Origin of the sequence: Pseudomonas sp. NFACC39-1 (assembly GCF_900110355.1) — a bacterium.
In the GTDB taxonomy this organism is placed as follows: Bacteria; Pseudomonadota; Gammaproteobacteria; order Pseudomonadales; family Pseudomonadaceae; genus Aquipseudomonas; species Aquipseudomonas tehranensis.
The window spans coordinates 48,134-67,792 of the sequence record NZ_FODL01000005.1 but is presented as its reverse complement, the minus strand read 5'-3'; the positions used below and the strand labels follow the sequence as shown (position 1 = coordinate 67,792).

At 59.5% G+C, this 19,659-nt stretch carries 16 protein-coding genes, 1 tRNA gene and 1 pseudogene; 12 read left to right on the top strand and 6 right to left on the bottom strand.

Translation table 11 applies throughout. The features are described from left to right. Positions 1–213 precede the first annotated feature (213 nt). Positions 214–1,128 carry an autotransporter domain-containing protein gene (locus BMY45_RS12255; RefSeq protein WP_092397866.1) on the top strand — a complete coding sequence of 305 codons (915 nt, stop codon included), beginning with the start codon at positions 214–216 and terminating at the stop codon, positions 1,126–1,128. Between the two features lie 221 nt (positions 1,129–1,349). Then, positions 1,350–2,975: an NADP-dependent glyceraldehyde-3-phosphate dehydrogenase gene (locus tag BMY45_RS12250; RefSeq protein ID WP_092397864.1), complete on the top strand. Its 1,626-nt coding sequence runs from the start codon at positions 1,350–1,352 to the stop codon at positions 2,973–2,975. Positions 2,976–2,993: 18 nt separating this feature from the next. On the opposite strand, the gene BMY45_RS12245 is transcribed toward BMY45_RS12250, so the two are convergent. Continuing rightward, the gene (locus BMY45_RS12245; protein ID WP_092397862.1) at positions 2,994–3,887 is read right to left on the bottom strand and encodes a DMT family transporter; all 894 of its coding nucleotides are present in this window, start codon (positions 3,885–3,887) and stop codon (positions 2,994–2,996) included. 134 nt (positions 3,888–4,021) lie between these two features. On the opposite strand from BMY45_RS12245, the gene BMY45_RS12240 reads away from it, so the two are divergent. After that, positions 4,022–4,459, top strand: coding sequence for an Lrp/AsnC family transcriptional regulator (locus tag BMY45_RS12240; RefSeq protein WP_092397860.1), 438 nt, complete (start codon positions 4,022–4,024; stop codon positions 4,457–4,459). A 41-nt stretch (positions 4,460–4,500) separates the two neighbouring features. Here BMY45_RS12240 and BMY45_RS12235 read toward each other — a convergent pair whose 3' ends face one another. Both BMY45_RS12235 and BMY45_RS12230 read right to left on the bottom strand, forming a co-directional pair. Then, the gene (locus tag BMY45_RS12235; RefSeq protein ID WP_092398568.1) at positions 4,501–5,850 is read right to left on the bottom strand and encodes a hypothetical protein; all 1,350 of its coding nucleotides are present in this window, start codon (positions 5,848–5,850) and stop codon (positions 4,501–4,503) included. A 402-nt stretch (positions 5,851–6,252) separates the two neighbouring features. Continuing rightward, positions 6,253–6,924, bottom strand: a complete 672-nt coding sequence (locus BMY45_RS12230; RefSeq protein WP_039588756.1) for a Bax inhibitor-1/YccA family protein — start codon at positions 6,922–6,924, stop codon at positions 6,253–6,255. A gap of 124 nt (positions 6,925–7,048) precedes the next feature. On the opposite strand from BMY45_RS12230, the gene BMY45_RS12225 reads away from it, so the two are divergent. Continuing rightward, positions 7,049–7,136 (top strand) — tRNA-Ser (locus tag BMY45_RS12225). 111 nt (positions 7,137–7,247) lie between these two features. Here the strand turns inward: BMY45_RS12225 and BMY45_RS12220 are convergent. Together BMY45_RS12220 and BMY45_RS12215 are read right to left on the bottom strand one after the other, a co-directional pair. Then, entirely contained in the window at positions 7,248–8,165 is a 918-nt protein-coding gene (locus tag BMY45_RS12220) for a LysR family transcriptional regulator (RefSeq protein ID WP_092397858.1), read from the bottom strand. 100 nt (positions 8,166–8,265) lie between these two features. Continuing rightward, positions 8,266–9,465 (bottom strand): MFS transporter, encoded by a 1,200-nt coding sequence (locus tag BMY45_RS12215; protein ID WP_092397856.1) that lies wholly within the window; start codon positions 9,463–9,465, stop codon positions 8,266–8,268. Between the two features lie 297 nt (positions 9,466–9,762). Here BMY45_RS12215 and BMY45_RS12210 point away from each other — a divergent pair, with 297 nt between their 5' ends. From BMY45_RS12210 to BMY45_RS12190, 5 genes and pseudogenes are all read left to right on the top strand, one after another. Further along, entirely contained in the window at positions 9,763–11,043 is a 1,281-nt protein-coding gene (locus BMY45_RS12210; RefSeq protein WP_092397854.1) for a c-type cytochrome, read from the top strand. Next, the gene (locus BMY45_RS12205) at positions 11,040–11,513 is read left to right on the top strand and encodes a (2Fe-2S)-binding protein (protein WP_092397852.1); all 474 of its coding nucleotides are present in this window, start codon (positions 11,040–11,042) and stop codon (positions 11,511–11,513) included. The genes BMY45_RS12210 and BMY45_RS12205 overlap by 4 nt, the downstream gene beginning before the upstream one ends. Continuing rightward, positions 11,510–13,747: a xanthine dehydrogenase family protein molybdopterin-binding subunit gene (locus BMY45_RS12200; protein WP_092397850.1), complete on the top strand. Its 2,238-nt coding sequence runs from the start codon at positions 11,510–11,512 to the stop codon at positions 13,745–13,747. The genes BMY45_RS12205 and BMY45_RS12200 overlap by 4 nt, the downstream gene beginning before the upstream one ends. 39 nt (positions 13,748–13,786) lie before the next feature. Then, positions 13,787–14,899 (top strand): alkene reductase, encoded by a 1,113-nt coding sequence (locus BMY45_RS12195; RefSeq protein ID WP_092397848.1) that lies wholly within the window; start codon positions 13,787–13,789, stop codon positions 14,897–14,899. Positions 14,900–15,192: 293 nt separating this feature from the next. After that, positions 15,193–16,988, top strand: a pseudogene (locus BMY45_RS12190) (DAHL domain-containing protein). A gap of 387 nt (positions 16,989–17,375) precedes the next feature. Here BMY45_RS12190 and BMY45_RS12180 read toward each other — a convergent pair. Further along, a complete protein-coding gene (locus BMY45_RS12180) occupies positions 17,376–18,275 on the bottom strand; it encodes a polysaccharide deacetylase family protein (RefSeq protein ID WP_092397844.1) in 900 nt (299 codons plus the stop codon). A gap of 202 nt (positions 18,276–18,477) precedes the next feature. On the opposite strand from BMY45_RS12180, the gene BMY45_RS12175 reads away from it, so the two are divergent. The 3 genes from BMY45_RS12175 (at position 18,478) to BMY45_RS12165 (ending at position 19,659) form a co-directional block, all read left to right on the top strand. Continuing rightward, a complete protein-coding gene (locus BMY45_RS12175) occupies positions 18,478–18,732 on the top strand; it encodes a DUF6555 family protein (RefSeq protein ID WP_047226592.1) in 255 nt (84 codons plus the stop codon). A 149-nt stretch (positions 18,733–18,881) separates the two neighbouring features. Then, complete coding sequence (locus BMY45_RS12170; protein ID WP_047226593.1) at positions 18,882–19,112, top strand: hypothetical protein; 231 nt, start codon at positions 18,882–18,884, stop codon at positions 19,110–19,112. A gap of 121 nt (positions 19,113–19,233) precedes the next feature. Beyond that, on the top strand, positions 19,234–19,659 hold the full coding sequence (locus tag BMY45_RS12165) for a hypothetical protein (protein ID WP_092397842.1): 426 nt from the start codon (positions 19,234–19,236) through the stop codon (positions 19,657–19,659).

Here is a 19,659-nt window from a genome sequence, read left to right as displayed (position 1 = left end):
TCAGTTTGCCATTCATCGTTCATTTTCTTGACGCGACGGCACCGGTCTTCTTGACTACAACGTACTACCCCCGGAAATACAGTCAGGGGCAAGCCTCGGAACCCCGCTACAGCGGACCGCCCGAGGCATGCCTCAATCCATTCGGTCGCCCCTCGTTCGGGGTAGGAGAGACGCCATAAGCGAGAAACGCATGCGATTGCAAGGCAGGCCCCCATGAAAACTTCCCTCCGTCCACAAGAGATCACTACCACTTTCTACACAATCTCGACTTCGTTGTTGCTGTGTTCGTCCATGGAGGTGTGGGCCTGGCCCGCCGAACAGACGTCGCAACCCTGGTATGACCGAACACAGGCCGACAGCCAGGGCGCCGCATCCATAAATACTGATCCCACCTCCAGCAAGAGCCCCGCCCTCTTTACCTTGCGAAACGACAGCGGCCATACCCAACGCGTGGGGCTGATCAGTGGACAGAATCAGGTCATCACCCGCGTCGATGGCACGCTGGTGACACCGGCCATGGCCGAGCCCGGCAAAGAAGCACTGAACCTGCAAGGCACCCATCTGGGCGCGTACTGGAGCCTGACCGGTCCGGCAGGCTGGCATGTGGACCTGAGTGCCAGCGGCGGGCGGGTCAACGGTTACAGCCGCACCGAACAAGGCCAGCGTCAGGCCGCTGAAGGCAATGCCGTCACGTTGTCGGTCGAAGGCGGTTTTCCCATCGGTATCAGCGACCATTGGGTGGTCGAACCCCAGGCGCAACTGATCAACCAGCGCATCACCCTCGACAGCCCCAATGCCGAGAACGGCTCCGGTAACGAACTGAGCACCTGGAGCGGGCGCGTCGGGGCACGCCTCAAAGGGACGTATCAGGTCAACGGCCTGGGCGTGGAACCCTACGTGCGTACCAACCTTTGGCACACGGTCCAGAGTGCCGACACCTTGACCCTGGACAAAGTCGACAAGATCAGCAGCAGCCGCAAATCCTCCACCGTCGAGGTAGGGCTGGGGTTGGTGGCGCGGGTTACACCGGTGGTGAGCCTCTACATCAGCGCTGACTACAGCAGCGACGTCGACGACAACGACCTCAACGGGCTGATCGGCAGCCTGGGAGTACGGATGCGTTGGTAAACCCTCGCTTCAGGGCGGGTCGCAGCCAGGTGCTGGCGGCTCGCCATGCCAAACGGCAATGAGTCCAGCCTGCCCGCCTCCATACTTCCCTGACGCCGATAAAATCCTGTCCCTCGCCCCCCGGCACTTAAAAAGCACCGCCATTTGGGCGTATAACCCTAAAAGCGATTTACGCCTGCAAGCCGTCAGCCCATGGCTCATTTCATTGATGGAGTAACGACATGACCCAAGCCAACCTCTTCGCCAACCTGTTTCCCAGCGCTGCCGATGTTCCGCAGGCCTACCGCCTCGAGGGACAGATCGAGCAGCGCGAATACCTGATCGATGGCGTGCTGCAAACCTGGCAAGGGCCGCTGGCAGTTGTTCGCAGCCCGGTCTACCTAGCAGGCCCGCAGGGGGACGAGCAAGTGATACTGGGCAGCACACCACTGCTGGATGCTCAGACCGCACTCACCGCCCTGGATGCAGCCGTGCGCGCGTATGACCGCGGCCAGGGCCAGTGGCCAACGATGCGCGTTGCTGAACGCATCCGCCATGTGGAGGCTTTCCTGGCGCGCATGCGTGAGCAACGCGAGGTGGTAGTCAAACTGCTGATGTGGGAAATCGGCAAGAACCTCAAGGACTCCCAAAAAGAATTCGACCGCACCTGCGATTACATCGTTGACACCATCAACGCCCTCAAGGAACTGGACCGCCGCTCCAGCCGCTTCGAGCTGGAACAGGATACGCTCGGGCAGATCCGTCGCGTGCCGCTGGGCGTGGCCTTGTGCATGGGACCCTACAACTATCCGCTGAACGAAACGTTCACCACGTTGATTCCGGCATTGATCATGGGCAATACCGTGGTGTTCAAGCCGGCCAAGCTCGGCGTACTGCTGGTGCGGCCGCTGCTGGAAGCGTTTCGCGACAGCTTCCCGGCCGGTGTGATCAATGTGATTTACGGCAGCGGCCGGGAAACTGTCAGCGCGCTGATGGCCAGCGGCAAGATCGACATCTTTGCCTTCATCGGCACCAACAAAGCGGCCAGCGATCTGAAAAAACTCCATCCGCGCCCGCACCGTTTGCGTGCCGCCCTGGGCCTGGACGCCAAGAACCCCGGCCTGGTGCTGCCGGACGTCGACCTGGACAACGCCGTCAGCGAGGCACTGACCGGCTCGCTGTCCTTCAATGGCCAGCGCTGCACAGCACTGAAAATCCTGTTTGTCCACGAAGACCTGGCACCGGCATTCATCGAGAAATTCAACGCTAGGCTGGCCGCCCTGAAACCTGGCATGCCGTGGGAAGACGGCGTGGCACTGACACCGCTGCCCGAGGCGGGCAAGGTCGATTATCTGCATGCTCTGGTGGCCGATGCCGTCGCCAAAGGCGCAGAGGTGATGAATGAACACGGCGGCGAATCCCGCGGCTCGTTCTTCTATCCGGCCGTGCTCTATCCGGTGAACACTGCAATGCGGGTCTACCACGAAGAACAGTTCGGCCCGGTCGTCCCCATCGTGCCGTACCGCGACCTCAATACCGTGGTCGATTACGTGCTTGAGTCCGATTTCGGCCAACAGCTGAGCATCTTCGGCAACAACCCGGCCGAAGTCGGCAAACTGGTGGACATCTTCGCCAACCAGGTCGGACGCATCAACATCAACGCCCAATGCCAGCGAGGCCCGGACACGTTCCCGTTCAATGGCCGGAAAAACTCGGCCGAGGGCACGTTGTCGGTCCACGATGCGCTGCGCACCTTTTCGATCCGCACGCTGGTGGCGACCAAGTTCCAGGACAGCAACAAGACGCTGATCAGCGACATCATCCGCGGGCGGGACTCTAACTTCCTGACCACCGACTACATCTTCTGACCCGCGCCGAAGGATGGGTTATGGCAGGGCTGGACGGCGCACCTTGATGCCCCAGCCCTGCTGCATGCCGGCTGCCGCCAGCAGGATCGCTGCCACACCCAGCCACTGCAGCAACTCGAGGCGATGACCGAAGGCGAACCAGTCGACGAAAATCGCCGCGATCGGGTAGATGAACGACAACGCGCCGGTCACTGCGGTGGGTAGCCGTTGAATCGCGCTGTATAACAACACGTACATCACGCCGGTATGCACCATGCCCAGGGTTACCAGGCTAGCCCAGGCCTCAGCCTGCTGAGGCAACGCCGAAAAGTTCGCCCAAGGTGCCAACAGCAACACACCGGTGCTGACCTGGATCAGCGCGATCAAGTGCGGCGGTGTCCCGGTCAGATGTTTGATGATCAACGCCGCAATGGCGTACAGCAAGGCAGCGCCCAGCGCCAGAGCGATACCCGTCAGATAATCTCCGCCCCCCTGCCCTTGCTCACCGTGGGCGCTGACGATGGCCAACATGCCGAGGAACGACACCGCCAGCCAGAACAGCTTTTGGGCGGTGATTTTTTCCCCCAGCAACAACGCTGCCAACCCCACCAGCATGAACGGCTGAACGTTGTACACCGCTGTACCGATGGCAATCGAGGCGCGGGAGTACGAAGCAAACAGCAGCACCCAGTTGCCCACGATCGCCACGCCACTGAGCACCGCCAGCAGGAAGGTGGTGCGCGTCAGGATACCCGGACGCAAGAAGCCGAAACCGGCGCAAATCAGCAGCAAGGTCGCCGCACCGAACACGCAGCGCCAGAACACCACGTCCAGCACCGGCACACCGGAAATCAGCACGAACCAGCCTATGGTTCCGGAAATCAACATGGCGGCGGTCATTTCCAGCGAACCGCGACGTAAGGTCTTGTCCATCTTCAGGCTCCTTCAGCAAGTGGGCACAGTATGCCGAGCCGAAGGGGCGATCCTCCATGGCAGGAAAAAGGCTAAACTGGCTTTTGACCTTTTTTATCAAGGCAACTTCGGACATTGGCCTAACGGAGTGGAAAATGACTGACGACATCGACCAGATCCTCATCAGCGCCCTGATGGAGGACTCCCGACGTTCCCTCAAGGCCCTGGCAAACTTGAGCGGCCTGTCCTCCCCCAGCGTCGCCGAGCGCCTTCGCAGGCTCGAAGAGCGCGGCGTGCTCAGGGCATACACCGTTGAAGTGGACCCCAAGTGCTTCGGCTACCAACTCCAGGCGATTGTGCGTATTCGCCCGCTACCGGGGCAGTTGCAGGAAGTGGAACGGCAGATCCAGGCCATCGCTGAATTTACCGAATGTGACAAGGTCACCGGCGAGGACTGCTTCATCGCCCGCCTGCATGTGCGCTCGATGGAACAACTGGACACGTTGCTGGACAAGCTCAATGTTCTGGCAGAAACCAACACCGCCATCGTCAAGAAGACCCCGGTCAAGCGGCGACTGCCGCCCATGGCATGAGCCTGCCCCGGCCTCGGTGTCATCCGAGGCCGGGATCCAGACTACTCGAGGTCTTCCAGCTCAGGACTGCGCTGCACTTTTTTCACCTCATCCTGAGGCGCATTGCTCGCTTTCATCAGTTTTAGCGGCACGATTTTTTCGCAAGCATTCTTGCCGTCGGCATAGACGCCACTGTGGTTGCATTTCCAGTCATAGAAGTTGGCCAAGGCCGCGGACAATTGCAGGCTGTAGTCCGTGCTTTGGGTCCCTGGCGTAAAGGGTTGGCCGGCGGGGATGTTCTGGAACCATTGCATCCACTCTTCAGTGCCCGGCGCCGGCGGATCGGCCTGGAAGGTCGGGTTCATGATCGCCAGTTGCTGGTATTCAGCGGTCATGTGGCAGCTCAGGCACGAAGCCTGGGGGTTGTCCACCGGGCCATTGAGGCGTCCGTTCCAACCCAGGTGGGTCGGCGGCAGTTCTTTGGCATTGGCATTGATCGCGGTCTGCTTCAACGCAGGGTTGATTTTGGTTTCTGTCGGGGTCGGATTGGTGAACTCGCTGCTGGTCACTTCAGGGTCGTTCCCCCACATGATTCCGACCGGCACCAGGTTTTCCCAGTCGCCTTTGCTCTTATCGATGCCGTTGTACTGAAAGGTCCCAAAGAGCCAACCGGTCTCGCTGACACGCGTGTCACGCACGGCAATGTCCATCTGGATCAGTGCGACTTTTTTCACGACGCGATCAGTGGATGTAAACGTGACGGCGGTGTAGGCATCCAGCAGCAAGGGATTGACCAACGACGGCACCGAATTGACATCGATGTCCGCATACAACGCCTTACACACCACGGTGCCATTGGGGAAGCTCTTGGGCTTTGAAGTGAAGCTTGGGTCGGGGTTCTGCGGATCTTTCCAGACCTGGCCAATGGTAAAGGCACCGATATCGTTATAGATCCCCACCGCATAAGTCTGGCCAGACTCCAACTGTGTGTGAGCGAGCTGTTTAGGCTGAATGGGCGCCTCTCGGGTCAGCCCATGGATGCCTTCACGCCCGCTTGGCCCGTAATGCTGCCAGGGCATGTGGTACCACTGGCGCACGGTGTTCTTCTGCACATTCCAGTTGGTCTCGGCGTTGCCCTCCAGACAATATTGCTTGACGCCCTCCATGTAGGCTCGCCAGGTTTCAAAATCGTTGCTGCGCGTTGTGGGCAGAATCTTGAAGAACGCCGGCATCGATGCGGCGCCAGGGGCTGTGGTGGGATAGTTCTGGCTGAGCTGGAACGCAGGGCCGGAATATTCACTCTTGGGAGGGGCGAAGCCGAAATCAGGGAAGGTGCCGGCATTGGCGCTGGTCATGGACAACCCGCCTGCCAAAGCCATGAGTGCAACGATCTTTGCGTGGGACTGAATCATCGGTATCTCCTTATAGGGACAACGCCTGCCAAAGTCATCGATCTCCTGATTGATGCGCAGGGCTTCCTTGTTATTGGGCCAGGGCGCGTTGCCCGGCCGGCTCACGGTTAACACTCAGTGATACGCGTACACCTCCTTGGCACCTGAAAAACGGGCGCAGTCAGACCTGGCTCGGGTAGCCGAATGCGAACGATATCGGGGGAGAACGTGGCGAACATTTCGCGCGGTGGTTGACCGGTTTACCTCATGCCGCCCCTGGCAATGCAATCCCTTGTCATAGTTGTAGATCAATTATTCAAAGCCGCCATCACGATGCGGCTTTTTTACGGGCCATTGGCCATAACGAAAAATCGGGGACGAAAAAAAGCCCGCCGAAGCGGGCTTTCCATATCACGCATGTTATCAGTCGTCGCGACCCATCAGGCCGAACAGTTGCAACAGGCTGACGAACAGGTTGTAGATCGATACATACAGGCTGATGGTCGCCATGATGTAGTTGCGCTCGCCGCCGTGGATGATAGCGCTGGTCTGATACAGGATGCAGACCGACGAGAACAGCACGAAGCCGGCGCTGATTGCCAGTTGCAGGCCGCTGATCTGGAAGAAGAAGCTGGCCACTACCGCACCGAGCAACACGAAGAAACCGGCGGTGATGAAGCCGCTCAGGAAACTCATGTCCTTGCGCGAGATCAGCACGTAGGCCGACAGACCACCGAACACCAGAGCGGTCATGGCGAATGCCGAGCTGACCACTTCGGCGCCACCCTGCATGCCCAGGTAGCGGTTGAGGATCGGGCCGAGCAGAAAGCCCATGAAGCCGGTCAGGGCGAAGGCCGAAACCAGGCCCCAGGCCGAATCGCGGAGCTTGTTGGTGAGGAAGAAAAGACCGTAGAAACCGATCAGCACCACGAAGATGTTCGGGTAGCCGACGCGCATCTGTTGTGCAACGAAGGCCATCACACCGCTGAAAGCGAGCGTGAGTGCCAGCAGGCCATAAGTGTTGCGCAGGACGCGGCTAACCTCTAGCTGCTCAGCCTGCACGCTGTTGTTCACTGCGTAATCCTGTTCGCGCATGGCGACACTCCTCCGGTTTTGAAACATTCAGTGGCAAGGATGATAACAGACGCTCTGTAACAAGCTACGTAGAGAGTTTGACAGTGTGTTTCATTCGGGTATTATGGCGCCCGCAACGCAATACGGAGGTGTGGCCGAGTGGTTTAAGGCAACGGTCTTGAAAACCGTCGACTGTAACAGGTCCATGAGTTCGAATCCCATCGCCTCCGCCATCTTCATACGACAAAGCCCTGATTATTCAGGGCTTTGTCGTTTCTGGCGCCTGCAGATTCTATTGCGCCACCCTGGTTCTCCCGCCAGAAAACTACGCACCTGAGTTGGCGCTATCGGTTATCCGATCGATCAGGCGCGAGGATCTCCTCAAGAAAATCGATGAACACATTGATCCGGCTGGAGCCCCGGTGATTGGGTAAATACAGGGCATTGATACAGCTGCTCGCGCTGCCGGGATTGATTTCATAATGTTCCAGCAGCCGTATCAGCCGACCGGAGGCGACGTCGTCACGTACCAGCCAGTCGGCCAACAAGGCCACCCCGCCGCTGGCGATCGCCGCTTCACGCAGGATATCGGCGTTGTTGCTTTGCAGGCGACCGTGGACGTTGAGCTGGATGGTTTCTTCCTCGCCCTGGAACGTCCAGTGGTGGTGCGAACCACCGTAATCGAAGCGCAGGCATTGTAGCTCCAGCAAGTCACGGGGATGAGACGGCGTCGCGTGACGACTCAGATAGTCCGGGCTGGCCACCACCCAGCGCTGGAACGCCCCTACCCGTTTGCTGACGATATCCTCACTGACCACCGACGATCCGAGACGCACCGACACATCGATCTGTTCGCTCAGCAGGTCGCTGACCTGATCGCTCAACGACACACTGATTTCCAGTCCTGGATGACGAGCAAGCAACCGGCCCAGATGCGGCGCGATGATTCGTCGACCAAACTCCACCGGGACGCTGATCCGCAGGCGTCCCTGGGCCTCGATGCCACGGTCGGCGACTACGGCATCGGCTTGATCAATGGCATCGAGAATGGCGACGGCCTTCTCGAAATAGGTTTGCCCGGCGACGGTAACGCTGGTGTTGCGAGTCGTGCGGTTAAGAAGACTGGCACCCAACTCATTTTCGAGTCCTGCCACCTGGCGTGTCACCGAAGATGTCGAGATGCCGAGTTTGCGTGCTGCGGAGGAATAACCACCGCAACGCACGGTTTCAACAAACATCTTCAATGCCAACAGCTTGTCCATAGGTGCAATCCGGTCGAAAAGGAACGCAGACGATTGTGCATCACTCGTCTCGCGCCGTCTTGTACGATTGCACCTCACGCCTCACACCGACGCCTGGCACTCAGGCATTTGCCTTGCGTCCCAGAAACATTAGCAAAGCCAGAGCGGGCAACAATGCCATCGTCACGGCAGACAGGTTCCAGCCGAAATGCTCATACAGTGGGCTCGCCACCAACGAGCCCAAGGCACCGCCCACGAAGATGCTGGTCATGTAAACCGCATTCAGGCGCGCGCGACTGTGCGGGTCGATGGCATACACCTCTCGTTGACCCAGCACCATGTTCAGTTGCACGGCGAAATCCAGCAGCACTGCGCACATCACCAGCCAGAGGTAACTGCTGCCAGGCAGCGCCGCGATCAATAGCGAGACGGGTGCCAACAGCAGTGCGGCCAATGTCCCGCGGCGGCCATGCCCGGCATCGGCCAAGCGCCCGGCAATCGGTGCTGCCACTGCACCGACGGCTCCGACCAGCGCAAAAATCGCGATCTGCGCCTGACTGAACGCGTGGTGACGCATCAATTCGATGGGCGCGAGAGTCCAGAAGAGGCTGAAGCTGGCGAACAATAAGCCCTGATACAACGAACGTTGCCGTAGGATCGGATGGCGACGGGCAAGCGCAAACACCGAACCGATCAATGCCGGATAGGTGGCCTGATGAGTCGGTACACGCCGCGGTAGCGCAGTCGCCATAATCACCGCAATGACGGCCATCAGTGCCGCGGCGCTGAAAAACACCCCGCGCCAGCCGAACACTTCCACCAGCAGGCTCGACAGCGGACGTGACAGCAAAATACCCAGTAACAGCCCGCTCATAATGTTGCCCACAACGCGCCCCCGCGTTGCTTCCGGCGCCAGATGCGCCGCCAGAGGCACAAGAATCTGCACCGCCACTGAGGTAAGACCGATCAGCAAGGACAATATGAGGAACATCGACGGCGAATGCGTCAGACCGGCACACAACAGGGTCACGCTCGCGGCGAGGGTAAAACCCACGACAAGGCGTCGGTTTTCCATCAGGTCGGCCAGTGGCACCAGCAACAGCAGGCCCAACGCATAACCAAATTGTGTGAGCGAAACAATCAGACTGGCATTGGCGCTGGACAGGCCGATCTGCGGCGCGATCAGTTCGACAATTGGCTGAGCGTAATAGAGGTTGGCAACGACCGCGCCGCAGCAAAACGCCAGGAACGCGACCATCAGGCCGGAGAGTGAAGCAGATTGTTCGGCCTTAGCCGTTGCCGCCGGGTTACCCGTGAGCATGATGACACCTCGTGAGTTCGGGAAAGTGGTGTCAAGGCTAAAGGCAGCGGTCGATCCGCAGAATCCACCCCATGAGCAATTGAGTGATGCGCCATATGCAACGCGCACTCGCCTTGCGCTTGGCGCAACAGGCTATTGCGCGATCCGCGGATACTCCGACAGCCACACCTTCCTTACCCTCGGCACTTGGCGCAGAGGTCTCTCCTCCGGCGCCCTTCCCAGGCTGACCAAGGAGCTGTTCATGACCCCCAACTCATCATCACTCACGACAGCGCGTCTGCGGCACCGGGCCTTTTCATGAAGGGTAACTTCGCCAGAGCCAGGCCGTTATGGATCAGCGCCGTGGTCCTGGCTTCGGTAGGCGCGGTCGGGGCCTTGATGCTGATGTGGCGTCCGGCGATAGCCCCCATCGAACGTCCGCGAACCTTCGATTCCGCGCAATTGCAACGCGGTGCTCGCGTTGTCGAGGCAGGCGATTGTGCGGTGTGCCATACACGACCCGGCGGCCAATACATGGCCGGGGGCCTGCCGCTAAGAACGCCGTTCGGCACGCTTTACAGCACCAACATCACTGCGGATCCGCAGACCGGAATTGGTCAATGGTCGCTGCCGGCATTCGAACGGGCGATGCGCGAAGGGATCTCACGCGATGGCCACTTCCTTTACCCGGCCTTTCCCTACGTACACTACCGGCGCATGACCGCAGACGACATCGCTGACGCCTATGCGTACTTGATGAGCGGCCCTGCCGTGAACTCACCGGCCATGCAAAACAACATGAACTTCCCGATGAACATCCGCCCGCTAGTTTCATTCTGGAATCTGCTGTTCCTGCACGCAAAGCCACTCACGCCAGTGGCACGACAATCTGAAGCCTGGAATCGCGGGCGTTATCTGGTCCAAGGGCCCGGCCACTGCGCAGGGTGTCATTCACCGCTGAACTTACTCGGTGCCCAGAAGAGCGGCGAAAGCCTGGCGGGCGGTTCCGTGGAGGGTTGGCAGGCGCCTTCGCTACTCGGCATGGCCCGTCGTGCAAACGCATGGAGCACTGAGCAATTGGTGCGCTACCTTCGCGCGGAAGTCGTGGAGGGGCATGGCACCGCGGCTGGACCGATGCGTGCGGTCAGTCTTAGCCTGGCACGCATGCCGGTGGCCGATGCAGAGGCGATTGCCGAGTACTTGCTGAGTCTGCCCGGCCGGGCTGTGATCAGGGAAATCCATCCCGATGCTGCCAGCGCTGAGCCCACCGCTCAAGCCAATGGCGCCCTGCTCTTCGCCAGCGCCTGTGCCGGTTGCCATGGTGCGGCGGCACCAATGCGCGAAATCGACGGGCGCCCGACGCTGAATCGTACGTCAGCACTACAAGCCTCAAGCGCGCGCAACTTCCTCAAAACCGTACTCGATGGCATCCCGGCCACCCCGGGCATGCCGGGCCCGGTGATGCCGCCGTTTGCCGCCAGCCTCGACAACGCCCAACTCTCAGCCCTGGCGTCATACCTGCGCCACCAGGCCAGTCCCGACCAACCCTGGACGGACCTTTCTGCCACCCTTGAAGCGATACGCCAGGAGACGAAATGACCCTAGTCACTCTCAATGTCAACGGCTCGCCCCAGACACTGGAGCTGGAACCTGACATGCCGCTGCTCTACGCGCTGCGCAATCACCTGGGGCTCAATGGCGCCAAGTACGGGTGCGGCTTGGGCCAATGCGGAGCCTGTACCGTCATTGTCGATGACAAGCCGGTGTTTTCCTGCGTGACACCCTGCGCAGGCCTTGACGGCAAACAGGTTCGAACGGTTGAAAGCCTCGGCACCGTCGAGCGCCCCGGCCCTTTACAGAAGGCGTTCATCGATAAACAGGCGGCCCAGTGCGGCTACTGCATCGCCGGTATGTTGATGCGCGCCCAGGCATTGCTGGAAAGCAATCCGTGCCCGGACGAACAGACCATACGCCAGTACATGGCAGGCAACCTGTGTCGGTGCGGAACCCACCTGCGAATTATCGACGCGATCAGCCTTGTAGCCAGGCAAAACCGGAGTTCGCTATGACGCAGGTTAAAGAGATGGCTCACAGTCGCCGCGCCTTCTTGAAGGGCGGCGCCTTGTTGATGGCATTCACCCTGGCGCCGATGGCCCGACGCGCATGGGCAGACACTGAAGTTGATACGCTTGGCACGGTAGTGCGGGCGCCGGACCTGCCCGGCAGCCTGCGCACCAACCCCTATCTCGATGCCTGGATTCGGGTCGGCGCAGAGGGCATCACCGTCTACACCGGCAAGGTTGAGTTGGGCACCGGCGTCAAGACAGCCCTATTGCAAATAGCCGCGGAACGCCTGGAAGTCTCCCCGGCGGCGATCAATTTGCTGACCGCCGATACGGCTCTGACACCGAACGAAGGCTACACCGCCGGTAGCCACAGTATTTTCGACAGTGGGACCGCGCTGTACAACGCGGCGGCACAGGTGCGTGAGTTGCTGCTGGAGTCGGCCGGGCGTAGCTGGGAGGTGTTGCCGGCACTGCTGACCACCGAGCAAGGCATCATTCTCGGCCCCGCCGGGCAGCGAATGAGCTATGCCGACGCCGTCAAGAGTGTCGATCTGCACCTCTACGCCAAGGCCGAATCGCCAGTCATGCCGGCGAGGCAATTCAAGCTGATCGGCCATTCGCTGCAAAGGCTGGATATTGCGGCCAAAGTCAGTGGCGGTGCCGCGTTCGTTCAAGACATTCGTCTGCCAGGCATGGTGCATGCGCGAGTCATCCGCCCGCCTCGTCCCGGCAGCAGGCTGGAGGTCTTCGATGCGAAATCGATCAAGATGCTGCCCGGGGTTGTGCAGGTGATTCGCGATGGTAATTATCTAGCCGTGGTGGCGCTTGATGAATGGCAAGCGATCAAGGCCATGCGCAGCGGATACGAGTCGGCCTATTGGAGTGGCGGGCAGGCAATCCCCGAGTCTGGATCGATCCATACCTTGCTCGAACGGCTCCCCTCACGCCGTTATCCAATCAGTCATGAAGGTACCCCGCAAGACGCGCCCCACCAAAGCTACCGCGCGCGCGTAACCAAACAGTATCTGATGCACGGCTCCATCGGCCCGTCATGCGCCGTGGCCTGGCTCAAGGACGGCACCCTCACGGTCTGGACCCACACTCAGGGTGTGTACCCCCTGCGCGCCGGGATTGCCGAAATGACAGGACTGCCACCCGAGCGCGTTCGCTGTATCCATACTGAAGGCTCGGGTTGCTATGGTCACAACGGCGCGGACGATGCGGCGGCCGACGCGGCGTTGATTGCCATGCGACTACCGGGCACCCCGGTCCGGGTGCAGTGGATGCGCGAACAGGAAAATCTCTGGGAGCCCTACAGTTCGGCGATGATTACCGAGGTCCAGGCCAACCTTGATACGCAGGGTCGACTGCAGGACTGGAACTGCGAGCTATGGACTACGCCTCATAACGAACGCATCGTCAACGCCGGACGCTTGCTGCCGGCGCGGCTGCTGGCCCGCCCCTTCATTTCTGCACCTTCGGTGCCTATCGCACAACCCGAAGGCGACGGCGATCGCAACGCGGTGCCCCTGTACACATTGGGCTCGACGCGCATCGACATGAACTTCATCACCGAGATGCCATTTCGCACATCGGCCATGCGTTCACTCGGCGCGCACATCAACATTTTCGCAATCGAAGCCTGCATGGATGAGCTGGCCATCAAGGCCGAAGTCGATCCAGTTGCCTTGCGCCTTGCCCATCTGACCGATCCCAGGGCGCGGGCCGTGGTGGAGCAAGTTCGCGATGCCATTGCCTGGCCGCAAAGAAGCAGCGCTCCTGGCGCGGGCATAGGTTTCGCATTCGCCCGCTACAAAAACATCATGGGGTATTGCGCCATCGCGGTGCGCCTTCAGGTGCACCCCCAGACTGGCGAAGTGCAGATCGATCACGTCGTCACAGCCGTGGACGTTGGGCAGATCGTCAATCCCGACGGCCTGCGCAACCAAGTGGAAGGGGGGGTCGTCCAGTCAACCAGTTGGACGTTGTATGAAAAAGTCGCCTATGACCCCGGAGGCATTCGCAGCTACGACTGGGGTGGTTATCCGATCCTGCGCTTTTCGCAAGTGCCCAAAAAGGTCGACGTTCATCTGCTCGATCAACCGGGACAACCGTTTCTCGGCGCCGCCGAAATCGTCCAGGGACCAATGGCCGCGGCCATCGGCAATGCCGTCGCAAATGCCACAGGGCGGCGCTGGTTGAACCTTCCCCTGACTCGCTCGCAACAGCCGTCCTGAACCCAACCTGCCTGCACTTTTCGATTATTGGAGAACACCATGACGCCACATCTGTTTCGTCCCATCGCATTAGGTCCGTACACACTTGCCCACCGAGTGGCGATGGCACCGCTGACACGCTCTCGCGCCGGGCAACCGGGCGACATTCCGACAGCCATGAATGCCGAGTACTACCGCCAACGTGCAAGCGCCGCCTTGATCATTACCGAGGCGACGCAAATATCCCGACAGGGCCAGGGTTATGCCTGGACGCCGGGCATCTACAGCGATGAACAGGTGCAAGCCTGGGGCGCAGTCAGCAACGCCGTGCATGAGGCGGGCGGTTTGATCTTCATGCAACTCTGGCATGTGGGCCGCGTATCGCATCCCAGTTTTCAGCCTGACTACGCGCTGCCGGTTGCCCCGAGTGCATTACCCGTACCTGGCAAGACGTTCATCGTCGATACCGATGGTCAAGGCGTCTGGGGTGATGTGCCGGTGCCCCGAGCGCTGCAAACCTCAGAGCTCGCCGGCATTATCAGCGACTACCGCAAGGCTGCACGCAATGCGATGAACGCCGGGATGGATGGTGTGGAAATTCACGCGGGCAATGGTTATCTGCTGGATCAATTTATCAACAGTAACAGTAACCAGCGCACTGACCGTTACGGCGGCAGTCTGGAAAATCGTGCTCGTCTGTTACTGGAAGTGGTGTCTGCCGTAGTCGACGAGGTCGGTCAAGAACGCGTGGGTGTGCGTCTGACACCCATGGGGCGCTTCATGGGCATGGGCGATGAAACCCCTGAGGCTACATTCGGCCATATCGTGCGCTCGTTGAACCACTGGAACCTGGCCTATCTGCACCTCGTCGAGCCCGCCGTCGTCGGCACTGTAAAAGATGAGAACTTCGATCCGCGCTGGGATGCCATTATCGGTCAGTTGCGTGCAGCCTGGGACGGCGTACTGATGATCGCCGGCGGCTACGATCCCGCGACGGCGGAACAGGCGCTGATCGACGGCCGCGCGGACATCATCGCGTTCGGCAGGCCGTTTCTGGCCAATCCAGATCTGCCGCGGCGAATTCGCGAAGGGTTGTCACTCAATACGCCGGATCCGAGCACTTTCTTTGGTGGCGATCAACGTGGATATGTGGATTATCCGGTTCACTCCTGAGCTGTGACCGCTGTGATAGACCGTGCTGAAAGTCGGCCGCCCCTGTGACGGCTGACTTAATCTGCACCCGCCTCCAGCCTCCCACATCGCCCCGCCTCGTTAGCTACACTCACGTCATTGACGTACCACGCCATCGTTAGCAGGGAGCTCGACGTGCACCCAGGCAAAAGCAGACCCACGCAACCTGTACAACACCCAACAAACACTTCACCCATCGGCCCATCCGGCGCAGGCCTGCCTTACCTTGGGAACTCACCGATCTCCCCGCTCAAGAACCTTGACGGGAGGATCGCGTGACCCACCTCATCAAAAAATATAAATGGCCTGCTTTATTGGCCGTCGCGCTGGTGGCTTTCTCGGCCTCGATATTCTTTTTAATCAAATCCTACACCTACGACGCCTCCACCTATTTCGAATCCCGGGATTTCATCCGGCAACTCAAACAGGCCGACGCCAACTGGAACGTCAAAATCCTGCGAAAGAAGATCGGCATCAACAACAACCTGTCGCTGACCCCGCCACCTGAAGCGGCCAGTCGATGGGAGCAGTTGGAGCAGCTCAATAATTCCGGCCCTTTGGCGGCCCTTTGGGCGTCCAGGCGCCAAGGCTATGTGGAGGCGGTAAAGAACAAAAGCCTGCTGGTGGAGCAGTTCCAGCAACACAACACCCACTTACGCGCCGCTCTGGATGCGCTGCCACTTGCCGAGGACGACATCCAGACACGGCTCAGAGCAATGGGCACCGACAGTCCGATAAACCGCCGGGAAGTTGCATCCAGTGTCCTTGACCTGACTTTGACAACCCTTGAATACGCCCTTTATGTCACATCGGACAAGGCGGAAGAGGTAAAGAGCCAACTCAATGCGCTGGAGCAATACATCGCCCTACTGCCCCCGTCCTACCTGCCGTCCTTTACCACGCTGACACAACATATTGAATCCATTATCCAGGAACAACCGATCGTCAATGACCTTATTGACCGCATCAGTGTTATCCCGGTCGCCCAAGAGCTGGACAGTATTAACGAGCTGTTGAACGAAACCCAACGCAGGACCGCCGCAACCGAGCGCCAATATCATATCTATCTGGCTGTGAGCGCCGGCCTCATGGCGATTTTGATGGTCTACCTTGTCGCGCGGTTGGTTCGCAGCTCCGCGCTCATCACTCAGATTAACCAGGAACTGCAATCCTCCAACGAACGGCTGGAAGAACGGGTGGAAGATCGCACTCGCGAGTTGATGCAGGCCGAACGTGAGCTGGTGGAGGCGGCGCGAATGGCGGGAATGGCCGAGATCGCGACAAACGTGTTGCATAACGTGGGGAACGTTCTCAACAGCGTGAATATTTCGGCGGACCTGGTGACCCGCAAGTTGAAAAACAGCAAGACGCTCGGTCTGGGCAAAGCGGTAAAAATGATGAATGAACATGCTGAGGATTTGGGCCGTTTCATCACCCTGGATGAAAAAGGCAAATTGTTGCCTCGCTATTTCAATGAGCTGGTCGAGTCCATCAATGCCGAACAGGGACTGCTCATTGACGAGCTGGCACAACTGACCAAGAGCATTGACCACATCAAGGAAATCGTCGCCACCCAACAAACCTACGCTGGCGCCGCGAGACTGATCGAGCCGCTCAATGTCAGGATCTGTTCGAAGATGCGTTACGCATGAACTCAGGCGCGCTGAGCCGGCACCATGTCACGGTCATCAAGGATTTTCAGGACATCCCCACCATCCTGGGAGACAAGCACCGGTTGCTGCTGATTCTGATCAACCTGATCAGCAACGCCAAATTCGCGATGTCGAATGTTTCCGGGCATCCGCGGGAAATGACGCTGGGGATCCAGATCGTCGCTGAGAGCACGTTACGCCTCAGCGTCAAGGATCGAGGCGAGGGTATCGCGCCGCAGAACCAAGCTCGAATCTTCAACCACGGGTTCACGACCCGCAAGGACGGCCATGGATTCGGCTTGCACAGCTGTGCTCTGGCCGCAGTTGAAATGAATGGCCGTCTCTACGCCCAGAGCGATGGGCCTGGTCAAGGGGCCTTGTTCACCCTGGAGATCCCGCTGGAACTGGCCAATACCTGAACCACTGGAGCGAGTTGGCTGCGTGCGCAGCATCCTTCTGGGTTGCGCGCGTGCAGCCAACTCTGACCTGCGAACACGACCGTCTGGGCGGGGCTATTTAGTGTTAACCGATCGATCGCTTCGGTTTCTGCGCACCGGCAACGCCGCCGCGTAAGCCAGCGCTTCCTCACGGGAAGCAAAGGAGCCAAGCCGGTCCACCTGGGTGCAGACCCTCCATGGGCCGCTGTTCACACTGAGTACGTCATAACCGTTGATGTGCACTTTCGTTAGCGTCGCAGCACTCATAGTTACCTCCTGCTAGATAAACCCGAGATACGCCCTTTACCTTACACTCAGTTGGCACCAGGGCATCAACCGGACGTCGTAATTCCGGGAGCGACATGCCCATCAGGGTGAGCCCGAACCCCACAGTCTGTTCCACAACCCAGGCAGTTGCACCGGCTCGGTGCCGTCTTTGACGGTGCGAGCAAGCGCTGCTCGCTCAAGCGCCTGACGATCGTCATAAAATGGCTTGGTGTCGATCTTCACCCCAGTCGCCTGGGCAGCGTCGAGCAGAATCTGCAGGTATTCCCGGGCGTGTCGTGCGGTGTAGCGATTGAGATCATGAAAGGTCACCACCACCGGAATGACCCCATCAACGGCAGGTATCTGTCCGATGGCGATACGTTCGCGCACTTCGCTGAGCTGACGTATGAGGTTGATTCGCCGTCTCGGACTGGCCGTGATGCCCCAGACTTTGCCGTCATTGGCGCTCAGATCGGTGAGCAACATGTGCAGGCCATGACGTCGGTAGGCCGCGAAGGTACGGGTGTCGTAGCTCCAGAACGGCGGCCTCACCAGGCCAGGAGCTGCCCCCGTGATGGCGGCAATGTCGGCGCTCCCCTTGAGCAGCGACTGTTCCAGTTCATCAGGGCTGAGGAACCGGTGATTGCTGTGCCCGGAGGTCGCGGTATGAAAGCCCAGCACATGCCCTTCTTGCTGTTCACGACGCATCACCGAACGGCCGATATCACTGCCACCGGCCCGCGACGCTCGAGTCTGCACGAAAAATACCGCTTTGATCCCCGGCTGCACCGGATTTTGCGCCAAGGCATCGAGCACGCTCATGCTCGGGTTCCAGAAAGACGATGCGCTGGGCCCGTCATCGAACGTCAGCAGAAAGCGGATCGGCGGTTGCGTGCGAAGGCGTTGTTCGGTCTGCGCAGTCAGTTCGATGGGAGCGCTAATGCACCCCAGCAAAACGCTGGCAAGGGCTACGAGAGACAGCACCCTGGCGAAGATTTTCATTGTGTGCCTTTTATGGTGATCGCACTGACTCGCCTACGATCCATGGCCCTTGGTGCCCCAAGCCCAGCTTGGAGAAGGTTAACCGGGTTTGGTTCCCGACCGCGAGCCTCGCCGCCCCGCTTATTTTTGACCGTCTGGAGATCCGATGGAATTTTCCGCACGCCTCTGCATCCATCCGTATAGAACTAATTAGGGAGGATTTATGGGCGGGCCATCGCTTTACATCATCGACTACATGCTCCATGGCGAGCCCAAGTCATTCATCATTCGTGCCGAAGTGATGAACAATTCCGAAGCTTGGCATTGGGCCAGTTGCGATGCGGGTGTCGGGCGCATCCCCAAATTCGGGAGGGAAAAGGTCAAGCGGGTGTCAAAACCACTGGCAGAAAAATACGGTATTACCGACGTGCGCTGGCGAGCCAGTGTCGCGCCGGCCTGGGTAAAGGAGTCAGGCTGAGTCCGCAACCCCTCTTCGGCGCACCGGCCGTCCGGCCGGGCGCCGTTTTCTTCGCCTGACCCGAAATAACTCAACTACGCTTAATTATCGGTACAACCCGCTGCTGGCGGGTTTTGTGGTGCCCTATACACACTCAATGGAGGTGCGACATGTCTGAAAAAGAGTCCATCACCACCGTGCTCACCTTGCTGGAATCGCGTCAGGCACGATTGGCGGCAGCCTGCAAGGAAATCGCTGACTGGGTCGATCATCAGGGCGGGCATCCTACCGCCGTGCGCATCCGGGATCGTCTCAATGACATCGAAAAAGACGCCCCCTCTATCCAGAGCGCGCTGACGTCTCTCAAGCCCGCCGAGCGACCATTGCCCAAGTTCCGCTAACGCATTGCGCTGCACAGGTTCTTCCTCAAGCTCTACCGGTTGGAAAACCGATGGAACGCGGGCGTTCTTTGCGCCTCGATATTGATATGTATCGGAGCAAAGCCGCTAGAGGGAGAACACCATGTACGCCAGAGTCCTGCTGCTGATAGCCTGTGCCAGCCCTGCCGTCGCCATGGCGCAAGGCTGCGATGTAATCACTCGGTCCCAGAGCCAAGCGATACCGAAGATTGAAACCCATAGTTGTTACGAATACAAAGGCGTGCCAGCCGAGGCGATTGGCTGGTCGTGCAGCAACGAAAGCAAAGGTGCGCTGAGTACGCAGAAGAACCCCGTTGAACGCTGCGCCGAGGGGTATGTGGCGACATGCCAGGCTCGACTGACTCAGGAAGCCCTGGCCAACCCACGCTCAACTAGCAAGGACCGCAGCGGCGGGTCGGCGAACATTCCCGACGACGCGCAAGTTACCTGGTACTACTACGACGCCGAACTATTGGCGCAAGCACAGAAAGACTGCGAAACCACCGGTGGGCGCTGGAAAAATCAATGA

Bases quoted from the DNA above. Each gene is read 5' to 3' on its own strand.
- BMY45_RS12255 (WP_092397866.1), top strand. From the start codon at position 214: ATGAAAACTTCCCTCCGTCCACAAGAGATCACTACCACTTTCTACACA.
- BMY45_RS12250 (WP_092397864.1), top strand. From the start codon at position 1,350: ATGACCCAAGCCAACCTCTTCGCCAACCTGTTTCCCAGCGCTGCCGAT.
- BMY45_RS12245 (WP_092397862.1), bottom strand. From the start codon at position 3,887: ATGGACAAGACCTTACGTCGCGGTTCGCTGGAAATGACCGCCGCCATG.
- BMY45_RS12240 (WP_092397860.1), top strand. From the start codon at position 4,022: ATGACTGACGACATCGACCAGATCCTCATCAGCGCCCTGATGGAGGAC.
- BMY45_RS12235 (WP_092398568.1), bottom strand. From the start codon at position 5,850: ATGATTCAGTCCCACGCAAAGATCGTTGCACTCATGGCTTTGGCAGGC.
- BMY45_RS12230 (WP_039588756.1), bottom strand. From the start codon at position 6,924: ATGCGCGAACAGGATTACGCAGTGAACAACAGCGTGCAGGCTGAGCAG.
- BMY45_RS12220 (WP_092397858.1), bottom strand. From the start codon at position 8,165: ATGGACAAGCTGTTGGCATTGAAGATGTTTGTTGAAACCGTGCGTTGC.
- BMY45_RS12215 (WP_092397856.1), bottom strand. From the start codon at position 9,465: ATGCTCACGGGTAACCCGGCGGCAACGGCTAAGGCCGAACAATCTGCT.
- BMY45_RS12210 (WP_092397854.1), top strand. From the start codon at position 9,763: ATGAAGGGTAACTTCGCCAGAGCCAGGCCGTTATGGATCAGCGCCGTG.
- BMY45_RS12205 (WP_092397852.1), top strand. From the start codon at position 11,040: ATGACCCTAGTCACTCTCAATGTCAACGGCTCGCCCCAGACACTGGAG.
- BMY45_RS12200 (WP_092397850.1), top strand. From the start codon at position 11,510: ATGACGCAGGTTAAAGAGATGGCTCACAGTCGCCGCGCCTTCTTGAAG.
- BMY45_RS12195 (WP_092397848.1), top strand. From the start codon at position 13,787: ATGACGCCACATCTGTTTCGTCCCATCGCATTAGGTCCGTACACACTT.
- BMY45_RS12180 (WP_092397844.1), bottom strand. From the start codon at position 18,275: ATGAAAATCTTCGCCAGGGTGCTGTCTCTCGTAGCCCTTGCCAGCGTT.
- BMY45_RS12175 (WP_047226592.1), top strand. From the start codon at position 18,478: ATGGGCGGGCCATCGCTTTACATCATCGACTACATGCTCCATGGCGAG.
- BMY45_RS12170 (WP_047226593.1), top strand. From the start codon at position 18,882: ATGTCTGAAAAAGAGTCCATCACCACCGTGCTCACCTTGCTGGAATCG.
- BMY45_RS12165 (WP_092397842.1), top strand. From the start codon at position 19,234: ATGTACGCCAGAGTCCTGCTGCTGATAGCCTGTGCCAGCCCTGCCGTC.